Origin of the sequence: Novosphingobium sp. (assembly GCF_039595395.1) — a bacterium.
Lineage (GTDB): Bacteria > Pseudomonadota > Alphaproteobacteria > Sphingomonadales > Sphingomonadaceae > Novosphingobium.
Genome location: NZ_JBCNLP010000006.1, coordinates 1462392 through 1486241, shown reverse-complemented (window position 1 = coordinate 1486241; position 23850 = coordinate 1462392). Strand labels below are relative to the sequence as shown.

At 59.1% G+C, this 23850-nt stretch carries 9 protein-coding genes, 3 pseudogenes and 1 other annotated feature; of the genes and pseudogenes, 3 read left to right on the top strand and 9 right to left on the bottom strand.

The annotated features are described in order from the left end of the window. Nucleotides 1-843: 843 nt before the first annotated feature. Together ABDW49_RS26090 and ABDW49_RS26085 are read left to right on the top strand one after the other, a co-directional pair. Nucleotides 844-1662: a hypothetical protein gene (locus ABDW49_RS26090; protein ID WP_343616570.1), complete on the top strand. Its 819-nt coding sequence runs from the start codon at nt 844-846 to the stop codon at nt 1660-1662. A 426-nt stretch (nt 1663-2088) separates the two neighbouring features. Continuing rightward, nucleotides 2089-3256 (top strand): annotated as a pseudogene (locus tag ABDW49_RS26085) (IS3 family transposase). A 1507-nt stretch (nt 3257-4763) separates the two neighbouring features. Here ABDW49_RS26085 and ABDW49_RS26080 read toward each other — a convergent pair. Beyond that, complete coding sequence (locus ABDW49_RS26080; RefSeq protein WP_343616568.1) at nt 4764-5282, bottom strand: STM3941 family protein; 519 nt, start codon at nt 5280-5282, stop codon at nt 4764-4766. A 631-nt stretch (nt 5283-5913) separates the two neighbouring features. Here ABDW49_RS26080 and ABDW49_RS26075 point away from each other — a divergent pair. Next, a complete protein-coding gene (locus ABDW49_RS26075) occupies nt 5914-7329 on the top strand; it encodes a hypothetical protein (RefSeq protein WP_343616567.1) in 1416 nt (471 codons plus the stop codon). Between the two features lie 292 nt (nt 7330-7621). On the opposite strand, the pseudogene ABDW49_RS26070 reads toward ABDW49_RS26075, so the two are convergent. The 8 genes and pseudogenes from ABDW49_RS26070 to ABDW49_RS26035 all read right to left on the bottom strand — a co-directional run. Next, a pseudogene (locus ABDW49_RS26070) lies at nt 7622-8561 on the bottom strand (IS3 family transposase); the annotation flags it as partial. Beyond that, nucleotides 8454-8567, bottom strand: a sequence feature (AL1L pseudoknot). Its footprint overlaps the pseudogene before it by 108 nt. Nucleotides 8568-8846: 279 nt before the next feature. Continuing rightward, nucleotides 8847-9884 carry an IS110 family transposase gene (locus tag ABDW49_RS26065; protein ID WP_343616565.1) on the bottom strand — a complete coding sequence of 346 codons (1038 nt, stop codon included), beginning with the start codon at nt 9882-9884 and terminating at the stop codon, nt 8847-8849. A gap of 76 nt (nt 9885-9960) precedes the next feature. Beyond that, nucleotides 9961-10251, bottom strand: a pseudogene (locus tag ABDW49_RS26060) (transposase); the annotation flags it as partial. A gap of 50 nt (nt 10252-10301) precedes the next feature. After that, complete coding sequence (locus tag ABDW49_RS26055; RefSeq protein ID WP_343616564.1) at nt 10302-11108, bottom strand: Arm DNA-binding domain-containing protein; 807 nt, start codon at nt 11106-11108, stop codon at nt 10302-10304. A 1109-nt stretch (nt 11109-12217) separates the two neighbouring features. Next, the gene (locus ABDW49_RS26050) at nt 12218-14797 is read right to left on the bottom strand and encodes a glycosyl hydrolase 115 family protein (protein ID WP_343616562.1); all 2580 of its coding nucleotides are present in this window, start codon (nt 14795-14797) and stop codon (nt 12218-12220) included. After that, nucleotides 14784-17420: a family 78 glycoside hydrolase catalytic domain gene (locus ABDW49_RS26045; RefSeq protein WP_343616560.1), complete on the bottom strand. Its 2637-nt coding sequence runs from the start codon at nt 17418-17420 to the stop codon at nt 14784-14786. Before ABDW49_RS26045 ends, ABDW49_RS26050 begins: the two co-directional genes overlap by 14 nt. A 79-nt stretch (nt 17421-17499) precedes the next feature. After that, nucleotides 17500-20421: a TonB-dependent receptor gene (locus ABDW49_RS26040; protein WP_343616559.1), complete on the bottom strand. Its 2922-nt coding sequence runs from the start codon at nt 20419-20421 to the stop codon at nt 17500-17502. 427 nt (nt 20422-20848) lie between these two features. After that, on the bottom strand, nt 20849-23626 hold the full coding sequence (locus tag ABDW49_RS26035) for a TonB-dependent receptor (RefSeq protein ID WP_343616557.1): 2778 nt from the start codon (nt 23624-23626) through the stop codon (nt 20849-20851). Between the last annotated feature and the right edge of the window lie 224 nt (nt 23627-23850).

Genomic DNA, 23850 nt, shown 5'->3' with positions numbered 1-23850 from the left:
GTCAGGATGGCGCCACTATCAAAGCATCCGCGAGCAATCCAGCGATTGTCGCGCTTTGAGAACATGCATGACTGAAAGAATCCACTTGGATGTGGGCCGACTGACATACCACCGAACGTCAGCCACGCCTCCCCTCCATCAGGTGAAATACTTAGATCCGCGGTATCACGGTGTAGGCTTTTGCTTTTCTCGCACTTGCCAACTGATGTCTTAATTCGCCCCCGTTTGAATTCGATTTTTATCCAACCCCAGTTTCCAGATTTGCGAGCTGACTCTGTGATCTCGCCAGGAACGCGCCTGGACTGGTCATCATCGTCGGGCATATTGAGATCGCCCGCAGTTGCAGCGGGAGAGGTTGTCTGCATTTCAAGGATCGAGCACACGTCCTCCAAAGTCCACGAAGGAGGGAGACTGGACATAGAGGCAGCTAAAGCGAGCAACCCGATCATTGGCGACATCCCAACATGGGCGCGGTCAAATTTGAATGCGCGATTCTGCTTTCCGTTTACGACGATCGGGCCATGTCCGCAAATGGCCGAAGTCAGAATGTCTGCGAAAGGGGTGCTAGCGGAAAGGACGGTTTGAATTGCGCTGAGTTTTCTGGCGGCTCGGTCCTTTTGAGGCATGCTTATAGCGGACCGCCCGCGCCTTCTCTTTGACTGGGAGGTCTCCGGCATATCCGGCGCAGTTCACCGCTGCCTGCACGGTGGATTTTTATAATATTTTTAGCTTTCTTGCGCGATAGGAACTCATCGCGTTCCTCAAAGGGTGGTTGGCAACCTCTGTCCCCCTAGATGGCGATCGCGATTACATCTGCTCTCCCTAACCCCTTAAGGACCGGACATGAATTTGCTGGCCAGGATCGTCCTGATCATGACCGTTGCCCTCACTCTGCTCGTCCATCTCACCGACGGAATGCATCCTTTGTTGGGAATTGCGTCCGAATGGAAGGTCGGCATCGGTCTCTGCATGGGGCTTGTTGCCATGCTCGCTGCAACGGGAGCTTTGGTGATGGGCATATTCAAGGTCACCGGTGCAACGTTCCGGCAATCGTCATATTCGTATCCGAACGAGGCGAATGCGCCTTTCAAGACCGGCACCTCCGGAGCCCGAAGCCTGCGGCAAGAACCTCGACGCAGGGGTATTGAAATACGACGTGGCCACGCTAGCGACGTAGTGACTCGCGCAGAATGCAGCAGGCCCACAGGCTGGTGTTCTGTCGCCTATTTCCGCCTCGATGGGGAACCGGCGAAAATGATTTGCCAAGCCCTGGAACCTTACTCACGGTCACCACTGCCTCCACCTTTCCTCGAGGGTGACGAACTTATAATCGCAGGGAGAATGGATCGGGCCTCGGCCCGGTTCAATGCGATTTCCAGCCGTCTTGTCCGGCAGCGGGAGACCATTGACCATAATCCAATAGCAATCATGGTGGCTGGCGGCCTCACATTTGCAGGCTTCGGATTTTATCCTGTGATCATCATGGCCATGACGGTCGCCAAATTCCCAATCGATAAGATCGGCCCGCTTGTGATGGGTAACTCAGGCGCAGTTTTTATAGCTGTGACGATGTCCTGCGTGGGCATACTTGGTCTGTTCGTGTTGGTGCACGCATCGCGGCTCTTATGGGTGCGCCGTATGCTGGCTGCGGCAGCAAATTAGACCAACATGTTTCAGAGGCTGTGATCCGGTAACCGATTGATGAATTGACCGCTGCCAGAGGGCCAGCTCAAAATGTAAGGTCAGTTCTTTTGGGCGGCCCCTGATCGGACCACCACGTTTTGGTCTTTTATAAGCATACTCAAAAGAGACCGGCCGCCGCCGCCACTGAACCGACGGTAGCTCATGGTGGGATAACCAGGGCCTTGGTATGTCGGCTTTGTTAGCGGGGCACTCCAGAGGAGCCCCGGCGATGATGGGTGGTGCTGATCTGACCGAGGGGTCGTAGCCTCCGGAACGACCGGAGCCGATCAAAAAGGTGGGCATAGCAGACATTTGATCGGCGGCTTTACGCATCCCTGCTTGTGATCTGCCCCCTTCTGAGTGGCCCATCGACTATCATAGTCTGGATCACGAAGGAGGAATGGAATGGCTCGGAAGCACAAGCCGGAGGAGATCATCGGCAAGCTGCGTGAAGCGGAGATCGTGCTGGCGCAGGGTGGGACGGTGGCGGATGCCTGCCGACGGATCGGCGTCACCGAACAGAGCTATTATCGCTGGCGCAAGGAGTATGGCGGCCTGAAGATGGATCAGGCGCGGCGGATGAAGGACTTGGAGCGCGAGAATGCTCGGCTTCGGCAGGCGGTGTCGGACCTAACGCTAGACAAGATGATCCTCCAGGAGGCTGCACGGGGAAACTACTGAGCCCCGCGCGCCGACGTCGCTGTATCGACCACATCCAAGGGATGATGACTGTCTCCGAGCGGCGGGTCTGCCGTGTGCTCGGCCAGCATCGATCGACACAGCGCAAGGCCCCCGCGGGGCAGACGAGGAAGCAGCTCTCACAGAGGACATCATCGCTCTGGCTCGGCAATATGGTCGTTATGGCTATCGCCGGGTGACGGCCTTGCTGCGCGATGCCGGCTGGCACGTGAACCGCAAGCGGGTCGAGCGCATCTGGCGGCGCGAGGGGCTCAAAGTGCCGCAGAAGCAGCCGAAACGCGGCCGTCTCTGGCTCAATGACGGATCGTGCATCCGGCTGCGACCCGAGTATCCGGGGCATGTGTGGTCCTACGACTTCGTCGAGGGCCGCACCCACGAAGGCCGCAAGTTCCGCATCCTATCGATCATCGACGAGGCCAGCAGGGAGTGCTTGGCCTTGCCGGTCGCGAGACGGCTCAGAAGCGAGGATGTGCTGGCGGCGCTGGCCGATCTGTTCATCACCCGCGGCCCGCCGGCACATATACGTTCGGACAATGGTCCTGAATTTATCGCCGCGGCCGTGCAGCAATGGCTGGCCAGGATCGGTGTGAAGACGCTCTACATCACGTCCGGCAGCCCATGGGAAAATGGCTATTGTGAGTCCTTCAACGGCTCGATGCGCGATGAACTGTTGAACGGGGAGATCTTCTACACGCTGGCCGAGGCGAAGATCCTGATCGAAGCCTGGCGGCGGCACTATAACACCATCCGCCCGCACAGCTCGCTCGGCTATCGACCGCCGGCACCGGAAACAGCGACGCCGCCATGGCCGCCCTCCGGTTCCGCTGCGCTCCACCTACGGTCGACCATGGCGCCGGAAGCAACAATGCACTAACAATCAACACGGACCACTCAGTGGGGGCCGATCACAATCCGGCAGAGCCGAAAATATAAAGATTGATGGATTTTATTATAATAATTCATCAACTAATCTTTTAACTTCAATAATTACGTCTGTTTTAGAAAATTCATTTGAGTAGAGTGCATGGTCGGGCCAGTTGAGGTCTATGTTGAATATATTTATTTTCCCGATAATTTCATTTTACTTCACCTGATTTTCTAGAACTTAATTTGGGTTTTGCATTAGTGATATTAATTAATTTATATTATTAACATTAACTTTATTTTGATATAATTTAATGGCGTACGAATGATAATGTTGTTCATATCGTACACATCAGGGTCGGTACATAGAGCTGACCAAGATGTTCGTCCCGATTTAAACCTCGCGGAGCAGAAAATCCTATCAATGCGCTAATGGGGGTCTGATGTCGTGCGGTGAGAAAAAGAAAGAGATTGCGATCGACCTTCCGTTCATCATCGGCGCTATTTGCTCTGTTGTTATTTATATCGCTATCATAATGGGACCGGCCGTACGGAAGGGCAACGCCCACATCGTAGTGGCTCTCATGATCGGCTCTCCGATGTGGGGTCTTTTCGAATAGCGCGATTCTAGCAACCGGAAATTTCTCGCCGGTCTCCTCGTCATTTTCGCGCTTGGGGCGCTTGGGGCGCTTGGCTTCGGCGACGGGGCGAGCCGTTGCCACGTTGAATATGACGCACGCGCAAATCCCGCCGTCTGCGATTAGCCTTCCGACAATCACATGATTTCCGCCGGGCGAGCTGCGCCGATAGAAATCAAACGTCCGAGTGGTATTGGGTGAGATGTGCTTCACGCGATCTGAGTGGGCGCGGGGAATCTAGATAGAGAAGTAAGATAAATTGCCTGTATGCTTGATGCGACCCCGGAGTCGCTGTAGGACCAGTCCGCACCAGCAATGGCTGGCCAGATCCTACCTGCCGTGCGAATGGAAGGCAGCTTTCAGGGAGGGCAACCAGGGGCGCGAACGGCGGGTTTGTCAACGTATCCGGTAAGGTCGCTTTTCCACGGCAATGCCGATAGCCGCCTCCCGCGACAAATCTAAGCCCGTCCAGAACATGAAGCATGCGACCACGAAACCGGCGAAACGCCCGCCCATCAACATCCAATAATAAAATGGTCCATCCATTCTGCTGTACCGTGCACCCTTCCAGCCCCAACGTGCTTCACCACGCCGTAGTTCGTATAGCGCCCAAATGAGATTGCCCGCTCCAATGCCGGCAACCAGCGTCAGTCAAAAGCAGGGAAACAACTCGAGTGGGAATTTTTTGGCATGGCGGCGGCTCTTCCTTCGATTCATAGTTGAAGAATGGACGCGGCTTCGCATGTCCGCAACGTCGTCGTAGCCAGAAAGCCTGTTTTCCTACCAAAACCAGCGATAGCTGCCCTCCGCGACAAATCTGACCTCCGGGCAGCTTTTAGGGTATCTGCCTGGTGGAGCCAATGGCGGAAGGGTTAGGGGTTAGCGGACTCTCGCAAGTTGACGAAATTTCGCGATGACTGCCATTGCCTCGTCAAAGCTGCGATCCGTACTGGTCATCGATATGCCAATATCTCCACCCGTCAGCCGGTGGTTCGCTTGCCCAACCCGCCCAATCAGACCCTTACCGGGATAAAGGGAAGGGTTGCGAAGGTGCAGAACGATTGTCCGTGTCGCCTTGTAGCTCCACTCCGTCACGTCGTTTATCTCAGACCATGGGATGATTTGGTCGCTCCAACGTAAATATTTGATGCCTGCCTCCCCGATCCGAAGCTGCTCGGCATTTTGCCGCCAAATTTTTGCGCCGACGGCTGCACACAGTCCAAAAAAGACGATGCCGCTCCAGCCCAAAAATACGGCCATCTCCGGGGCAATCCGCTGTGAAACTGGAACTGGCCCCATTAGCCCTGCCATCCATACTGCCAACGCAACAAATGTGATGGAACCTAAGATCGACAGGGCCGTGCGCCATCGCGAGGTGTATGCAACGAAATCGCTCATGCCCTCATCATACTGTTGAGATAAATTTCCACAACGTCGTCGTGTCCTGACAGACGGCTTGCCGATGGGGCGGAGCAAAACCAACAAGACCCGCTATGTTCCTTTGAACGATCAGGTGGCGGCGGGGTTGCGGTTCATACCGCGTTGGGAAGGGGGCGACTGGATGGCGTCAAACCCGAAGACCCGTAACCTTCGCGGCGATTTTCAAATCCTGGAACCATGCGCGGAAGGAAGCTGGAATTCCCGACATTCGTGTCCGCGATTTTCGCCATAGCTTTGCGTTTTGGCTGATCGAGTCTGGGCCTCCCCGTATGTCGCCTCCAAGGCCCTCGGGCACACGTCGTCCAGATCGACCGCATGCTCCCGTCAGTGACAACACAGTCAGGGGCGCTTCCAGCGCCTCTGCCGGTCTGATCGACTGGAGCGGTGGGCGTTTAACCTTCTTTATCCCTTTCCCCGGCCGCCAGCCAAGCGATGGGTGGCCGGGGCGAGGGAATATATATTTGTTGTCGGAATTAAGATCCTAACATGAACGAAGGGCCAAAGTTTTCGCCGCCAAATTTCAACTTTCCTACTCATATCGTCATCTATAATTTTTGATTGCCTTTAATGATGTGAAGGAAGTTTGAGCATGGCAGATAATCCCACGTTGCAGGACCTCCTCGATGAATATGATGGAAATGCTCGAAGCTTGCACAGCTTCGGTGCTCTTGGCGATGGATCTGACGAAGATGCTGCCATTCAGAGTGCATTTGATTGGATGAATGAAGTCAGGGGGCGCGCCTTATTGGTCCCTGCCGGGATGAATTATAAATTCAGCACCGATAAGCGCATTTTGCAATCTAATTCATCGATTATTGGTATTGGTAAAGGCTATGCTCGCCTTTCTGGCCAAAATGGTGCGAGGATCATTCTAGGGCAGTCGGATCAATCCGTTGTTGGCCCAAGTGGTCTTCCTCAGAAAAATGGAACAAAGGTTACCTATACGACTCTTTATAATGTCGGATTTTCACCAGCCGGCAATCATTCTGGTGAGGTTTTGCTTGTTGATTATGCTGATAGTACTACTATTGAAATGTGCCAATTTGGCCCATCAACTCAAGACGGCAGCACTGTCACCCACGGAATTAAATTGAATTGGTATCAATGGGTTTATATTAGGCGTTGTGACGTAAATGTGAATGGCGCTTGCATTTACATGGTCCTTCCGGCGACAGACGGCCTCCAAAATGAAGATCATATTCATATCAGTGAGTGTCAATTGTACAACGGAAAGTCTTTTAACGCATCATTTGTGCCATCAATTGTTCTAATTGATTGGCAAGTGGGTAGGCAGGTGTCAGTTTTTGAATTTGAGTTTCGAGGCAATCACTGTGGTCGGTTTCCTAGTTCCGATCAGTATAGTCCAACCGTGCAGACTGGTGGAATTACAGTTTCCTATGTCGGTGCAGTTACAACGGGAATTCCCGTTTTCCATGCTGCAAATATTTGCTATAATATGTGGGAATACGTTGATTATCCTATCGACTTCAAGAGGAGTCATTCCACTTCTGATGCAAGCAGGATTAATTTCATCGGAAATTCGGTTCTTTCGCCGAGGGGTGTGGTATTTAATGGTGATGACTATACCAAATCATCTGTTAATATTTCTGGAAACTATTTTCTGCAGGGCGTAAGTCTTGTTGATGGATTTCAGGGTTATTTTACAGGGCGCAATGACATATCGCAATTTACAGGAAATGTCTTTGTAACTCCAATTGCCAGAATGCGCTTTTGGAACAAGGCGTCAAATGCTGGCCTGACTGGATATAGACTCTCGCAAACTCAGTCTGTTTCAGTATCGGCTGGGGCGGCATATGTTGATATTGTGTGGAGCCTTTCTGCTTCTCCTACAATTATGTCCCAAAGTGTGATTAATGGTGGATCTTGGCAAACGTCGTTTGGGTGGGCAAATGTCAGTGCTACTGGAGGCAGGCTTTATTTTGGTACCCCTGCTCCTGTGTCAACACTTGTAAATGTCACTGCGGAAGTGGCTGAAATAGCGTAAATAAACTTCAAGACGATCAATGGGATTGAGATCTTTTGATTGATCAAAAATCCCATTGATTTTTAAGGTTGAGGTTCTTTTATTTATCCCGAAATGATTGATGCACATGAAGATGATGCATGCCTATCGCACTGGCGGATGGAAGCACAAGGAAGGCGATCAACGGCTTGAGCAGGTTGCCGTTGGAAAGGTGGTTGCTAGAACTGGCCTGCTGCCGGTTCGATGGTCATCGAGATGGGCGCCACAAGCAGGTTAAACTGCGCCGGATATGCCGGAGGCTGTTTGGTTTAAGTTAGGCAGCCATGGAGACGTCGTCCAGCATGGCGTAATAGAGTTCTTCGGCCTCGGCAGGTGGTATGTTGCCGATGGGCTCGAGCAGTCTGCGGTGATTGAATCAATCCACCCGTTCGAGCGTGGCAAATTCGACAGCTTCGAAGGATCGCCATGGCCAGCGCTGGTGGATTACCTTGGCCTTGTAAAGCCCGTTGATGGTTTCTGCCAAAGCATTGTCATAGCTGTCACCCACGCTGCCGGCGGAGGGTTTAATGCCCGCCTCCACTAAGCGCTCGGAATAGCGAATAGACGCGTATTGCGATCCGCGGTCGCTGTGGTGAATGAGGGCCGTCCCGATGCACCGGGCGGCGCTCATGGATAGCCTGTTCCAGCGCATCCAGCACGAAGCCGGCATGAGCGGTGCGACTGACCCGCCAGCCCACAATATAGCGGGCATAGACGTCGATCACGAAGACCACGTAGACGAAGCCAGCCCATGTCGCGACATAGGTGAAGGCGGACACCCAGAGCATGTTGGGTGCCGGGGCATGAAACTGCCGATTGACGTGATCGAGCGGGCAAGGCACGGCCTTGTTGCTGATTGTCGTGCGTACCGGCGTGCCCCGGATCATGCCCTGCAGGCCCAGGTCACGCATCAGGCGCGCAACGGTGCAGCGGGCAACAGCAAAACCCTCGCGGTTCATCTGCCGCCAGACCTTTCGCACGCTATAAACCCCAAAGTTCTCAGCAAAGACGCGCATCACCTCAGGCTTCAGGCGCTGATCCTCCCGAGCGCGGTCCGACAGCAACTCCGGATTGCTTCGCTGTGCCACGCGGGCCCTATAGGAGGATGGGGCAATCGGCAGAACCCTGCAGATCGGCTCGACCCCATACTCATCGCGATGCGCATCGATGAAAGCGGTCATCGTTTGAACGGGCGGTCGAGCTCCGCCTAGGCATATGTGGACGGCCTCTTGGCAAGCACTATATGCGTTGAACGAACTGGTCGGCTGCGGTCATATGTCCGGCCTCGACATGCGGCACATGTCCGCAGGGCCTTGATGAAATCCGACGACCTAGATCCCAATCAAAATAGCGAGCTCGCGGCTCTTGCCCAGGCTCTGGGTGTTCTGGTCTCGGTGGTGACCATGTCGTTCATCACGCGCTATGCGCTTGCCAATGCTGAAACTTACATACCCAGTTGCAGTTCATATAACTCGAAGGCGCTTTCCCCAATGTCACGATCACACGGCAGCAGCGCCTCGAGCGAAAATTTCTACGCGGAACTCCTCTCCACCTTTCATCATAGCCCAAAGGATACGGGCCAGACGGTTGGCTAGCGCGACTGTCACCAGTCGAGCAGGCTTGCGCACCAGCAAGGCTCGGAGCCATTCTGCAAGCGGCCCTTGCCGCTGCGGTTGCACTCGAAGCAGGGATGTGGCCGCGAGCACCAGCAACTTGCGCAGATATGGATTGCCTTGCTTACTGATATGACCCAGCGTTGACTTGCCGCCGCTCGAATGTTCTCGCGGAGTCAGCCCGAGCCAAGCGCTGAAATCTCGGCCTGAGCGGAAGTGCTTGGGATCGGGCACATAAGCCACGACCGCCGAAGCAATGAGCACGCCAATGCCGGGGACACCATCGAGTAATTGGCTGACCGGATTGATAGCATGATGACGGGCAATTTCTTGCTCGAGGCCCTTGATGGCCTTGGAAATGGCCAAAAGGACTTCAGCATCAATTTCAAGGCGAACCTTGGCGGTCGCCGGCAAGGCAGTGCTATCGCGCCCCACATCGAGTAAATCTGGGACACGGCAAATGCTTTTAGCTGCGACCAAGCCGAACTCGGCCAGAAAGGCCCGTAGTGCGTTGACGGCCATCGTCTGCTGCTTGATCAGCAACTCGCGTTGCTTGTGCAGGCTCAAAAGCGCCTGCTGTTCAATGGTTTTGACCGGCACGAACCGCATTCCCGGCCGCGACATCGCCTCGCAGATGGCTTCGGCATCTACGGCGTCGTTCTTGCCTCGTTTAACATAAGCCTTGGTATAGGCCGGTGGGATCAGGACCACATCATGTCCCAGCGCCTGCAAGGCGCGCGCCCAGTGATGCGCTGTTGCACACGCCTCCATCCCCACCCGGCTCGGAGCTATGTTACGGAAAAAATCAAGAAATTTGGCACGACTGAGCTTTCGCTGCAGCGCAGGCACTCCTTCTTCGGGCAGGGCATGCACTTGGAAGAAGTTCTTGGCGAGATCGACACCGATCCGAATATAGCTCTTCATGACGGTCCTCCTTGTCGCTCAGGAACTCCCCCGGCGAGTAAGAATGACTCGCGGAGGTGAGGCCGTCCACACCATCAAAATACGCCGACGCCTTGCGCAGGATCCCGTTGGCTTGGCGCAGCTCACGGTTCTCGCGCTCCAGCGCCTTCAGGTGATCTGCCATCTCGGTTGGTACACCGACCCGCTTGCCGCTGTCGACCTCGGCCTTCTTGACCCATTCAAACAGGGTCTGGGGAACGCAGCCTATCTTCTCCGCGATCGAGGCGATGGCTGCCCAGCGAGAAGGATGGTCACCTTCGTGATCCAGCACCATGCGCACCGAACGGGCGTGGACCTCAGGTGCAAATTTGTTCGTCGTTTTGCTCATATCGGCTCCACTTTCTCAGAAGTTGGAGCCTCCGGGAAACCCGGTGCGGTTCACTCGGAGGATTTTGCTTGAGTTACTTCCGATATACGAGCGGCAGTAAGCAGGCAAAGTAGGAAACAGCGCTGAATCTGGCGTGGTTGCTCACTCAGCGCCAGGAGAAGCCATTCGATCTCCCGCATATCGAGAATACGGGAGCGAGGTTTTTCGGGGAAACGTAGATCGCTCAGCCGGCTCGCTGGATCGGCTGCTAATCCGACCTCCTTGCCAGTTAGCGATGCGGCCCAGCCGAAAAAAGCTTTCAATTCATTCGCAAGGTGATTTGCGCTGATCTTTGTATTTTTTCTTTTTTCTACGATTTTAATGAGGTCCTCTTCCGTAACATCATAGATGTTGCGTTTTCTCAAATTTGGCCCGATGTCTCGTTGATAGGCGAGGATCTTATCTTTAATAGTCAATGGCTTGGTTGTCCTTTTTCTGCGGGACGAGCGTCCTTCGTGCACCGCGCGCATATAGAGTGCGTGGGCTTTGGCCACCGTCATTTCTGCACGCTCTTTTGCTTGACGCTGAGTAAGACGTGGGTCGAGGCCTCCTTCCACCTGCTCATTCAAGTCGCGAGCCCATACCCTCGCCTTGGAAATAGGTACTGCAGGAAAGAGCCCGCCAAACAGTGTGGCTACAATTTCTTTGCCCGCAATTTTCCGTCGATAACGCCACCGCTTTTTGCCGCTTCGCAGGACCTCAATGGCAAGGCCTGGCGTGGACAGATCTGTTATCGAACCACTGGTGAGGGCATCAATCGCAGCGGGGGTAAGTGCAATTTTTTTGGCCGTAGTCGATTCTCTCGGCGTCAGGCACACATGAAATCATGGCATGAATCCTGACATAAGAGCTGTCTGACCCTGTCTGATTGAGTCGGGTTTTTCATCTCTCACAACATTGGAGACCAAGCGATGACGCTGTGTATCTGATCCTAAACAAGAGGGCTCGGCTTTGTGAAAATTCAGAGATTGGTGCATCGAGGTTAAAGGCATATGAAAAAATAGCAATAAAAATCATACATTTGCTTGATTTTCGCGATCTTTGACGACGGCGCGGGTTAACCTTTGCCCTGCCTCGTGCGATCACGACCTGTCGCCCAGATGCCAGGCGCATTCAGATTTTTTGACTCTATATGAATTTTAAACGCCATCCTGCGGTTGTGTTCATCGTTCCTGCAGTGTGACGGTGGCAACTTTAAGCATGATCAGTTGAAGGGATTTTCTATGCCTATCAAATTTAATGCAAAGGCCGTTCTCGCTGCTGCGGGGCTTGCAACGCTTGGGCTGGGTGTGCTCCCGTCGCCAGTCTTGGCTCAAGGGTATGGATCCGATCAGCGTTATCGCGGCCCGAGCCGGGACTCGCATCGTCATTATTCGGATCGGGCCCGTGGTCGCTATGCCTCGCGCCATTGCGGAAGCGGCAATGGTGCCGTTGGGACCGTCGCCGGCGGTGCTGGCGGTGCTCTGCTCGGGAACGCCTTGGGCGGTGGTACCGCCGGGACGATCGTGGGTGGTGTCGCTGGTGCGTTGGTCGGACGGACCCTCGACAAGAAAAACACCCGTGATCGCAATATGTCTCGCAACGGCTGCTGATGTCGGGTGCCGCCGTCTTGCTGGAACAGTGACGGCGGCAACCCATGAAGCCTTCTATGCATCCGTGCCAGCGTGAATGATCGGTTCTGACAGGTGGAGCCGTCCGGGCCTGATGCAAGGCGCCGTTCGGTGCTGCGCAAGCGCCTGAGCGTCGGGCGCCAGCCGTTCCCGGCAGCGGAAAACACCGGCCGGCCCCCCAGCACCGAACCGATCGAACCAGCAGCAGGTCGCGTTGAGGATTTTTGCCTCTTCGCCCGCCGCTACTGCCAGACCATATTCAAGCACGAGCGCCCACAGGGACCCGCCCCCTTGTGATGGGAGCGAGAAGGGGCCCCTCAATGGGGCGGGCTGGACGGAGGGGCTATCAGCAGCAGACGATCAAGGGCAAGGCCGCTGGTCAGGGCCGTGATCACGATGTGATGGCTGCCCGGCTCAAGACGATCTGCCACGTTGAGCGTCACAAGATTGTCGATCACGCCCTGCTTCCACGCCTCGCTGTCGGCGGGATGGGCCTGGGTGAAAGTCTGGAGCGGCTGACCGTCGATCTGAACCGACAGGCGCAGAATGTCGTCTTGCTCGCCATCGGGATAGAGGGGTATCAGCCCCAGCGCCACGGAGCGCGAAGGCCCCGCCGGGATGACAAACCGGATTGCAAGCCGCCTGCCGCGCCCTCCCGCGAGCATGGCGCCCTCGCCATGACCCAGCCCATGGATCAGTGTCCAGCCGGAATTGGAGGCAAAATCCTCCGCTTCCTGCGCAAGGATGGCGTCGTTGCGCGGCAGTGCGGGCGTCGGCATGACCGTGGGCAGGGCCGAGGGCGTGAGGGCCGTAACCAGACCCGTGGCGGGCAGAATGGTGGGCGACAGGCGAAAGCGGCGCCATTGGTTGTCGGCCGGTTCCTCGGCCATCAGAAAGCGCCATTTTCCGCCCGCGACCTCATTATTGTAGCGCTCGGTCAAGGCCTTGACCTGCCGATCCGCCGCCACGGCCACCGCGGCTGCGTGGCGGGCCATGTCCGGCTCGCTGTCAACGAAAGCAGCGTAGCGCTCCGCGCCGAAATAGCGCCGATTGGCGGCAGCGGCGGCTTTTACCGGATAATCGACCAGCTCGAAAAAGGCGTCCGCCTGATCGGCGCGCATGGTCTTGCCGATCGCTTCGCTGGTCTGGGCGAGGCTGGCAAAGCGCTGCAATCGCCGGTCGATGTCCGAGGTCGAAAGCTTAAGGCGCCCGCCGATTTCCATGTTGGTCCCGCCGGGTGGAGGGATGGATTCACCCGGCAGCCATGCCTGAAGATGTTCCGGACGGCGCTCGAAATTGAGGCGAAAATGCTCGTCGAGGAGCTGTCCGATCGCTGTCGCATGCTCGGGGCCGAAGGTGCGCGAGGCCCAGTCGGAGAGGAAGGCGGGCTGATCGCGATGGCGCCAGCGGTCGATGTTCCAGGCCATCTCCATGAAGAGGCTGATATCGATCTCGGCCGGTTTGATGTCGCCGACATTGGCGATCCAGACCTTGCGGGCGCCCGCGTCCCAGGCGCGTGTCATCTCCTCTTGCACCAGAGCGGGCGGTGTTGTGCCGAGCCAGAGATAGGAGAGCGGCGCGCCCAGATAGGACAGGTGGTAATAAACCCCCATCCCGCCCTTGCGCAGCCGTTCGGCGGCGCTCGGGAACTGGCGGATATAGCCGAAATTGTCATCGGGCCAGATGATGGTGACATCATCCGGCACCGTCAGGCCGCCGCGATAGAGGTCCAGCACCTCCTTGTAGGGCGTGAACATCTGCGGCGCACCGGACAGGTCCGGGGAAACATGGCGGCGCAGCATCTCACGCTGATCGGCGATGATGCGACCGAGCAGATCGATCCTCTCCTGCCGGGACGCGGCGCCCACCATGCTGCTGTCGTGAATGCCGCGCATGCCCAGCGTCCACAGGCTTTCATGGGGGGCGTTCGATGCGACGCGCTCCTCCCAGTAACGCCGCACGCTTTGCGCATTGTCGGCGTAATTGAAGGCTTCGGGCGCGTCCTTCCATTCGCCGACATTGTTGCGCAGCATGGGTTCGGCATGGGACGATCCCATGACAATCGCATAGGCATCGGCAAGGCGGGCGTTTTCGGGAAGGGCGTTGAACGGCGTGCTGACCTTGTGCATCGCCGGCCACAGCGTGTTGGCCTTGAGCCGCAGCAGGAGCTGAAACACGCGCTCATAGGTTTTCGGACCCAGATTGCCCTGTCCGGGATCGAAGGTCCGTGACGCCCAGGGAAAAAGCCCCCAATCCTCATCGTTCAGGAAGATGCCGCGATAGCGCACGCTTGGCGGCCCAAAGCGGCGCAGCCCGGCGGGCACCCAGAGTTCCCGATGCTTGCGCGCGGGGACATCGGCCCACCAGTGCCAGGGCGACACGCCGATGGCTTCGCTCACTTCATAGACGCCGAAAGCCGTGCCGCGCCGGTCGCTGCCGGCGATGACAAGGGCGCTCTCGATGCCGGGAAAGGGATGTGGCACGGCGGTGATGACGAAACTTTCCCAGGCGCCTTGCAGGTCCCCCAGCTTCAGCCGCCCTTGGCGAACGAGCTGGTCGACAAGGCGGCTATGCCCCAGGGTTCCCACGATGACGGCGTGGCGTCCGGCTGTGCCCGACTCGCTTGTCAGGCCGGGCTTGCGGCCGGTCACAGCGGCGATGTCGCTTGCCAGATCCTGCACGGCGTGGAGGGTGACGGGGAAGTCGTTGCGGTCGTAAAGGATCGTCGCTGCGGTTTGGGATACCAGCGGAAATGCGGCGTCCTGGCGCTGGTCGAGCACCAGTGGCGCGTCATCGGCGCGCGCCATCTCCGGCATGACGAGCGCTGCGCAGCATAGCGCAGCAAAGGCCAGCGCGCCGATAAGGCGATGGCCAAAGGAGGCCTTATCGCCTGACACGGATATGCTCCCCGGCGGCAAGGGGAAGACGCAAGCCCCCGTTGGCGACGACAGCTTGCCCCGACGCCCCGAGGATGCGCAGGCGATGAGGATCGTGACCGGCCAGCAGCGTGCCGCCAAGGTCGAGCTCCGCCGCGACATTGGCGGGCAGCCGGATATCCAGCAAGGCGAGGGGATCCTGCGCGTCGAACCGGACCTGCACCGGGCCTCTGATCGTCGGCACCGTCGCGCTGAAGCGGCTGAGGCCGCCGGGCTCGGGCTTGATGCGGAGCGTTGCGGCGCCGGGGCTGGTGACCGACACACCCGCAATGTAGCGCTGGGCGATGTTGGCGGGCGCGGTGCCCCAGGCGTGGCTGAAGGTGGTGTTCGGCTTCACATCCGGGTCCCAGGCTTCCGCCGCGATGGTGGCGCCCAGATCATCCATCATGTGCAGCCATGAGGCATGCTCCCGGCTGGTCATCAGGCGGAGTGCGGCCTCGCTTTGCCCGGCGATATAAAGTGCTTCGAGCAGGAATTGCGCGCCATAGACGCTCATGCGCATCCCTTGCGTTGCCAGCACCCGCCCGGCCTGCGCCAGACGATCCTCGGGGATGACCCCGAGCGCCACCGCATAGGCCGTGGCATGCTGCGAGCGATGCGTGGTGCCGATGCCGTCCAGATAGGTGCCGTCGGCGAGGAGAAAGGCCTTGTTGATCGCCCCGTGCAGGTCTTTCGCCAAAGCAGTGAAGCGGGCATGATCGTCAGCCCGCCCCAGAGCGCCCGCGACCTGCGCCATGGTTGTCAGCGAAGCAAACTGCCACATATTGACCACCGCATTGACGCGGGTGAAGGCAAAACCGTCCCGGTTGGCGATCGGCCAGTCGACCAGATCGCTTTCGGCGATGCCGGGGCCGCCGATGTCTTTCTCGACCAGCCCGTCGGTGTTGAAGCGGTCCAGCCGCATCCGTGCCTGCATCGCGCCGTAATTGTCGGCAAGGACGCTTGTGTCGCCCGTCGCCATATAATCGCGCCATGCGAGCACCGGCGTCTGCATGCGATATTCCGTGGGCCATGTCGGGCGGCGCGCGAGATAGCCGGTCGAATAGCGGGAGAGGGCGTAGGAGCGCTGCACCGCGAATTCGGAGAGCTGGTTGACGATCGCATCGCCCTCATAGGGGCCGCGTTCGCGCGCGGGTGTGTCCTGATAGAGGTCGAGCCGCAGGGCCTCGATCGAATAGCGGCAGAGGTTCCACACGCGGTCCAGATCGGCGTGGGAGCTGGAAAAGGAGGCGTCCTGCGCCCGCCACGGCATGGCAAGCTGAACCCCGACAAGGCTGCTGCCGATGTCCAGCACCGGGTCGCAGAGCACCTCGATCCAGCGAAAGGCGCGATAACCCCAATGCTTCAACTGCTGGTGGCCGCTGCGCAGCGTCCAGATTTCCCGGTAGATCTGGGTGGTGCGCAGTTGATAGCGCGCCCCGCCATCCACGCTCTTCTCTTCGCCGAGCCGAAGCTCCACGGTCTGGCCCGCCGTGCCCTGTACCGTCAGCCGGACGCCGCCGACGATCTCGCGGCCCAGATCGAACAGCCATCGCCCTGAACCGAGCCGCGCCACGTTTGGCCTGACCAGCGAGATCGCCATGCCATCGACGCGCTGCGGCACCAGATCGAGCGGGAAGGGGCGCGGTTCGGGCCGGGACCATGCGCTGTCGTCAAAGCCGGGGTGTTCCCAGCCGACCGGTTCCTGCCGGGCGTCGATATATTCCTGCGGCGCCTTGTACCAGCCGCCCTGGGTGAAGTCCGCTGCGGGGCGCCAGCGATCGCCGGAGAGCACACGCCAGTCGGCTTGCCTGCCGATGATCCGGCGTTCTCCGCCGCGCCGGACGATCGTGATGCGCGCGAGAAAGGCCTGCCCCTCCGCCGCGTAACAGAGCGCGGCCAGGGCGTTGCGCCCCGGCTTCACCCTGTCCGTCAGGTCGTAGGTGGCATAGCGCGCCTCGGTTTGGGCATCGTAGGAGCGGACGGGCCCCACGCCCACAAAATCGCCATTGAGCATCAGGCGGTAGACGAATTGTCTGGCCGCTTCGGGGGAGCTGGCGGTGACATCGACCCACAGGGCCTCGACATCCTGCGGCACGTCGAATTCGCTGCGCGCCAGCATCCAGTTGGCCAGAGCGTCACCATCGCGCACCCAGATGGCATCGGCTTGCCATTCTTTGCCTGCCGCGCCGATGACATGTTGCGGCTCGGACCATGCCGAAGGCGTGTTCCGGCCATCCCATATGCGCACGCGCCAGAAGCAATGTCCGTCCCGTTCAATGACCGGCTTGGGCCAGGGGATGGATGCTGATGAGGTCCCTTCGATCCTGCCGCTGTCGTAATCGGCATGGCCCTTGAGCAGGGCAGACCGCGTGGAGGCGGCCTGAAGCTGATAGGCGCGCTGCCCGCCTTGCGAGGAGAACGGCGCAATCCACGACAGGCCTGCCCGCTCCGGGATGATGCCCGTGGGGCTGTCGCGCAGATCGACCATCAGGCCGGTGGGGCGATCGGCGGCTCCCGCCTTGGGGACTGCCGATTTGACCGGACCGATCTGGCCCAGCGCCATGACACCGCTTCCGACAAGCAACTCTCTGCGACGCAGCATTCATCCGTTCCCATCATACTCTGTTCGGTCGCCCGCACCCTGCCTTGCCAGCAGGCAGGATGCGAGCGGAGAGGCAGCTTCAGAACGTGCCGCGCACGCTCAGCGTGAAGGTTCTGCCGTCATAATCGACCTGACGCGGAATGCCTTCCTCCACCTGATACTGGACGCGCTGCGCATTGTTGAGGTTGAAGCAGTCGAGCGAGACCGAATATTGGCTGCTGAATTTATAGGAGAAGGACGTGTCGAGCTGGCCGCGTGTCGCCACGAAGCTGTTGCCGCCGGTGAAGCTGTTCGATCCGGTCAGGGAATATTGGTCTCGCCACGAATAGGTGACGCGGACGCCGATCTTCGGGCTCTCATAGTAAGCGATCACATTGACGTTGTTTTTCGAGACGCCCGGCAGGATGGCGTTGGTTCCATCCGCGTTTTTGCCCGAAACCGTCGTGTAGGAATAGTTGAATTGACCGCCCAGATTTTTCAGCAGGCCGGGCAGGAAATCGAGGTTCTGCTGAACGGTGAATTCAAGGCCGGTCACGGTGATCGGATTGGGCTGGTTGAAATTGCCCGATGCGGTGATGATTGCGGGTTGCCCGGCAACCTGCAGGTCGCTGTAGCAGGTGGTGCCCACCGTGGTGAGATGACCAAGGCCCAGGGCGGTGGCATCGGCCGGGCACAGCTTGTCGGTGCGGTTTTCCGCCGCGATCAGATTGCTGATGCTCTTGCGATAGGCGGCCAGCGAGACGAGGCCATTGGCGCGGTTGTACCATTCGATCGAGGCATCGAAGGATTTCGCATAATAGGGCTTCAGATCCGCGCCGCCATATTGAATGGCGTAACCGGTGGAATTGGCGCTGATCGTCGTGGTGGGCGTCAGCGTGCGCGCCAGTGGCCGCACGAAGGCCTCGTGATAGCCGGCGCGCAGGATCAGATTGTCCCGCAGATTGGCGGAGATGTAGAAGGCGGGAAGCAGATCATGGTATTTCTGCCTGAACTGCGTGGGCACGAAGGACACGCCCGAGGCGCCGAGCTGCTGGGTCAGCGCATCGATCAACTGGTCGGTGTGTTCGTAATGCAGGCCGGCGTAGCCCTTGAAGGGAATATTGCCGATCTTGAAGGCGAATTCGGCCTGCCCATAGAAGGCAAAGATATCGCGGCTGACGTTGAAGTTATAGAGCGAATAGGCCGAGTTGGTGGCATCGTTGATCCAGCCCAGCGGCGTGAGCGTATCATTGGCGCCCACCGTCACCGGCTGCAGCGCCGAGACGATATGATTGTAATCGAGCTGTGGCCAGTTCGCGAGATAATTGCCCGCCGCGCCCCCGAAGAAGGAGCTGGCATAGGGATTGGCGCCCAGGAAGCCGCTGTCGATGTTCTGTGTCTGCACACCCTTCGCGCTGGTGCGGTAACCGCGCGAGATATAGCGATCCTGCTCATAGCGCCCGCCCAGAGTGACGGAGGAGAGGAAGGGCAGATCGAACTTGCGCTCCACCTCGCCCTGCGCCGCCTTCACCTTGTTGAGGCCATAGCCCGAGGAGCCCGCGACAATGATCTGGTCGCCATTGGCCGCGATCTGTGTCGGCTGGTTGCCGGCGGTCCAAGTGTAAGGGCCGGACGGCACGGTGAGCGCCGGATTGTTGTTGAGCGACAACTGATAATTGCTGATGTTGCCGCTGCCCGAATTGTAGGAACCGCTGATGCCATTGCCCGCGCGGGTCGGCAGATTGCGCACGTCGAACTGGGTTTCGAGCTGGTTGTTCTGCCCGCGTGAACTGACCAGCGTGCCCGAAACGCGCCAGTCGTCACGCTTCCATTCGGCGGTTCCGTTGAAGTCCCACATCTCTTCCAGCAAGGGCTGGGCGCGAATGGAATCGTTGATCTGGATGTTGGAGAAATTGGCGCCCTGCACATAGGCATTGCCATCGGCCAGCACCTTGACCGGCGTGGTCGGCGAGATCACCGCCAGATTCGATCGCATGTCGAGTTCGATCAGATTGGTGAAGTTCTTGTTGAGATTACGTCTCGTGTAAAAGCCGGTGACGCCGACCTTCAGGCTGTCGGTCGGTTTCCACTCGGCGCCCCCGGCTGCGGTCAGCAGCGAGCCTTCATTGTATTTGACGAGCTGGCGCTCATCGGATGCGAAAAGCACGCCTTTGGTGCCCTTGGTGCCGGTGCCGGTTGCCGCGCAGACATTGCCGGCGCTGCAGGTGCCGTTGGCATTGTAGGGGGCGTAATAGTCGGCATAGGACGCGAAATTGGGCGTCGTTGTCGGCGACAACGGGGTGTAGGCGTTGAAATAGATCGAGTCCCGGCGGAACTTCTCCCTTTTGTAGGCGACGACGCCGAAAACCGCGAAATTGTCGGTGATATGCTTGTTGTAACCGGCGGTGATCTGCGGCGTCTTGTAGCTGCCCAGATCGTCATATTCGGCGGCCAGCTTGAAGAAGCCGCCATCCTTGCGGCCCAGTGCGGGCGCGATCTGCAGGTCGATGATGCCGGACATGCCGCCTGCCTGATCCTTGGCGGAGATGGTCTTGCGCACCGCGATCGCTGAAAAGACGTCGGAGTTGAAAGCGCCCAGCGGTGTCGAGCCATCCAGAACCGGGTCGGCAAAGGACTGGCCATTGATTGTATAGCGGGCGTAAGTACCAGGAAGACCGCGCAAATTGATGGTTGCGTCGCGTGATCCGGCCTCGCGGTTGATCTGCACCCCCGGCACGCGCTGCAGCGCCTCGCCAACGTTCAGATCCGGAAACCGCCCGAGCCCGTCAGAGGAGATCCCATCGACCACGCCCAGATCGTTGCGCTTCATGCGCAGCGCATCCGCATAGGATTTGCGGAAGCCGGTCACCACGATGTCCCTGTTGGACGGCTGCTGGTTGTCCTGAGCGCCGGTTTCGGCAGCCACGCTCGTTGCAGCGCTGGTCTGGGCCATCAGCGAGGTTGGACATGTCATGGCGGCACTGGCCAACAGGCACAGCTTCAGGACGCGCGTCGCGTTCATGTGAATCTCCCCCTTATTTCTGCCTGACCAATAGTTCTGATTTGGACTCGGCGATCTGTTGGTACTGGTTAGGCCAAGAGATGGTCAAGAGAAAAGCGCGGGAAAATATCAAATAACCAATATCGATCCCAATATATGGGATGTTATGGGTGAGGCGCAACCGTTCCAGGCCCGCAGAGGCGCATCACCCCTCGCGATAATTGGTTGGAATATTGGTTATACCACGAGGCGAGGCGCAACGTTCTTGTGCATGGGCGGCCTGTGGCTCGGGGATATGCCGCAAGGCCAACCACATCGTGGATGCGGGCAAAGCCGATCATGCGGGAGCGCCGGGCGACTGGCGTCTGACCAATAGGGAGAGAAAGAGGGCGGTGAAGCAGGGCAGTGTGATCTTGCTCTCTGCCGTAATCAACCGCCCTCAAGGGCATCAGAAGCTGAAATTGATGCGCCCGTAATAGAAACCGCCCGAAAAGCCATAGGGCGCATAAGGGTTGTAAAGCGAGAAGCCCGAGGACTGCAGCGAGACCGGCAGTCTGTCGGGATAGATGTTGAACAGATTGTTCGCGCCCGCCGTGATCTTGATACCCTTCGTGAGCTGATAACCCAGCTCCAGATCCACCAGCGTCTTGGGGGTGGCAACGGCATCGGGTGCCGCGGCATAGGCGGCGGTGCCGGGATAATAGCTGGAGGTCTGGGTGACCGAGCCATAGCGCGTGGCGCGCACCATGGCGGTGAAGGCGTCCTTGCTCCAGTTGACGCTGCCGATGATCTTGGAACGCGGGGTCCCCTGCGTGAAATCCCCCTGACGGGAGCGCCCGATCAGCACAAGACCGGCATTCTTCAGCACATCGGGCAGATCGTCGATATGGGTGAAGACGGTCTTGTTGAGATTGGCCGACAGGCTGAGATTGAAGCTGCCCAGCTTCGTCTCGGGCACGCGATAGGTCGCCACTACATCCAGCCCGCGCGTGCGGGTGCTGGCCGCGTTGGAGAAATAGAACCCCCCCGCCGAATTGAGGATGCCCGCCGATTGCAGCACACTGAGAACCGTGTTGCCCTGCAGCGTTTCGGAAAGCAGGATGCGGTCCCTGATCCTGATCTGATAGGCATCGACCGTGACCGTCAGGCGCGGAATGGCGGTGAAGACCATGCCCACCGAAAAATTGGTCGAACGTTCGGGCTTGAGCGGTTTGGCCCCCAGCGCGATGGCGGCGGGCGTATCGACCGGCAGCGCCGAAACCGGCAGCAGCACGCCGTTCACGCTGATCGTGCTGGCCGAGGAGTAATGCTCCTGCTGAAGCGTCGGCGCGCGAAAGCCGGTGCTGGCCGTGCCGCGCAGCGCAAAGCCGCGCACCGGTTCCAGCCGCAGCGAGACCTTGCCGGTGCTGGTGTCTCCGAAGTCCGAATAATGCTCATGCCGTCCGGCCAGACCCAGCTCGACGCCCTGGATGATCTTGCCTTCAAGATTGGCGTAGACGCTCCAGGCGTTGCGGCTCCATGCCCCCGCGGATGAGGCGGGAAAACCGTTGACGCCCTGCGAACCCACCGCGCGCATCACCCCCGCATAGGGGCCGGTGGTCGAGACATAGCCGCCATTGATGTAGGAGGAGGGATCGCCCGCGCCGATGGTGAAGGTGTCGCGACGGTATTCGGCGCCCAGCGCCACCAGCACCGGCTCGACCAGACCGATGTCGACCGGGCGCGACAGGTCGAGGTTGGTCGTCCATTCGCTGGTGCCCAGCTTGCCGATGTAGAAGCTGGTCGGCCCCGTCGGCCCCAGCGAGACGTTGAGCGCGCTCTTTTCCTCATACTCGACGCGGTCGTCGGAATAGGTGGTGGAGAGATCGTATTTGATCTGCGCCGGGCCGGTGCCCTTGATCCCCAGACTGGCCTGATAGTCATAGTCGGTCAGGAAGAGGTGCGGCGAATAGCCGTTGGGGAACAGCGTGGTGTAATTGGTGACCGCCGTGGGTGTGCGATAGGTCAGCCAGCCGTCGGCCTGACGGACGCTGGCCGTGTCGAAGCTGTAGAGCGTCGCCGCCTCGCCCACCGGCATCTCGAAGTTGATCGCGCCATTGGCCCCCACCGCGCCGGGCTGGCCGCCCATGTTGGTGAATTGGTTGACCAGCGTGTTGATGCCGCTGCGATAGGTATGGCCCTGATTGTAGGCCTCCGCCGAGAGATGCAGCGTGCCTGCGCCCAGCCTGAAGCCCTTGTCGAGCTGCATGCGCCCCTGCACCCCGTCGCCCGTGCCCGTCGCCCCGCCCAGCAGCGATGCGCTGCCCGTGGTGTCGTTCTTGAGCACGATGTTGATCACGCCCGCGATGGCATCGGAGCCATATTGCGCCGCCGCACCGTCGCGCAGCACCTCGACCCGGCCGATGGCGTTGGAGGCGATCAGGTCCAGATCGGGCGGCGACTGGCCCGACTGGGTGGTGCCGTTGATGAACATGGTGGCGGTGTTGTGGCGGCGCTTGCCGTTGACCAGCACCAGCACCTCGTCGCTCGACAGGCCGCGCAGCGACAATGTCTTGACCGCGAAGCTGGCGCCCGACCCGGCGTTCGACACGTTGATCGACGGCACCAGCGTGCCCAGCAGATCGCGGGTGGATTGTTTGCCGGAGGTCTGCAGATCGGCCTTGCTGAGCACATCGATGGGCACCGCGCTGCTGGTAACGGTGCGGCCCGTGGCGCGTGTGCCGGTGACGATGATCGTGTCGCCGTCGCTGGCGGGCTTTTCGGGCGCGGGGGCCGGTTCGGGCTCGGGCGAACTGATCGCCACATTCGCCGGGACCGCGGCGGGCGCCGGGGCCATCATCAGCCTTGCGGGCTGGACGCTGGCCTGCGCGCCGGTGGGCATCAACACCACCGCGCCCGAGGCGGTGACGCTCATGCGCAGGGCGCGGCCCGCGATCAGTCTCTCCAGCGCGTCGCGGGTGGAGAACCAGCCCTTGACCTCGCCGGTGCGCAGGCTGGAAACCGCCTCATAGCGGAACAGCACGCGCAGGCCTGACTGCTGCGAAAGCCGCAGCAGCGCATCGTTCATATCCTGCGCGGGAATGTTGAAGAGATGCGCGTCGTTGAGCGCGGAGGCGTTGCTGCGGGTCTGCGCAAAGGCGGGCAGGCACAGGCCCGGCGCGGCGCAGCCCAATGTCGAGCCGAGCAGTACCGCGCGAAAAACTCTGAGAGGCTTGAGCGATCGCATGATGATTGTCCCCCTGATGACCGGTGAAAGCGCGCCATGCGGACCCATGCGTCCATCAGGCGCCCATGAAACGGCATGCATCCGGTGAGACGAAGCTTTGCCGAGGGACCGCCATGCCGGGCAGGGGGGCATTTGACTTAGAGGGGCTGGCGGGCAGTCTGGTTACTCTCCCGCCGCACAAAAATGAAATATCAGAGAGAGCAGCCTGGCCGGTCACCAAAAAG

Excerpts from the sequence above, each read along its gene's own strand:
- ABDW49_RS26090 (WP_343616570.1), top strand. The coding sequence starts at position 844 with ATGAATTTGCTGGCCAGGATCGTCCTGATCATGACCGTTGCCCTCACT.
- ABDW49_RS26080 (WP_343616568.1), bottom strand. The coding sequence starts at position 5,282 with ATGAGCGATTTCGTTGCATACACCTCGCGATGGCGCACGGCCCTGTCG.
- ABDW49_RS26075 (WP_343616567.1), top strand. The coding sequence starts at position 5,914 with ATGGCAGATAATCCCACGTTGCAGGACCTCCTCGATGAATATGATGGA.
- ABDW49_RS26065 (WP_343616565.1), bottom strand. The coding sequence starts at position 9,884 with ATGAAGAGCTATATTCGGATCGGTGTCGATCTCGCCAAGAACTTCTTC.
- ABDW49_RS26045 (WP_343616560.1), bottom strand. The coding sequence starts at position 17,420 with ATGCTGCGTCGCAGAGAGTTGCTTGTCGGAAGCGGTGTCATGGCGCTG.
- ABDW49_RS26040 (WP_343616559.1), bottom strand. The coding sequence starts at position 20,421 with ATGAACGCGACGCGCGTCCTGAAGCTGTGCCTGTTGGCCAGTGCCGCC.
- ABDW49_RS26035 (WP_343616557.1), bottom strand. The coding sequence starts at position 23,626 with ATGCGATCGCTCAAGCCTCTCAGAGTTTTTCGCGCGGTACTGCTCGGC.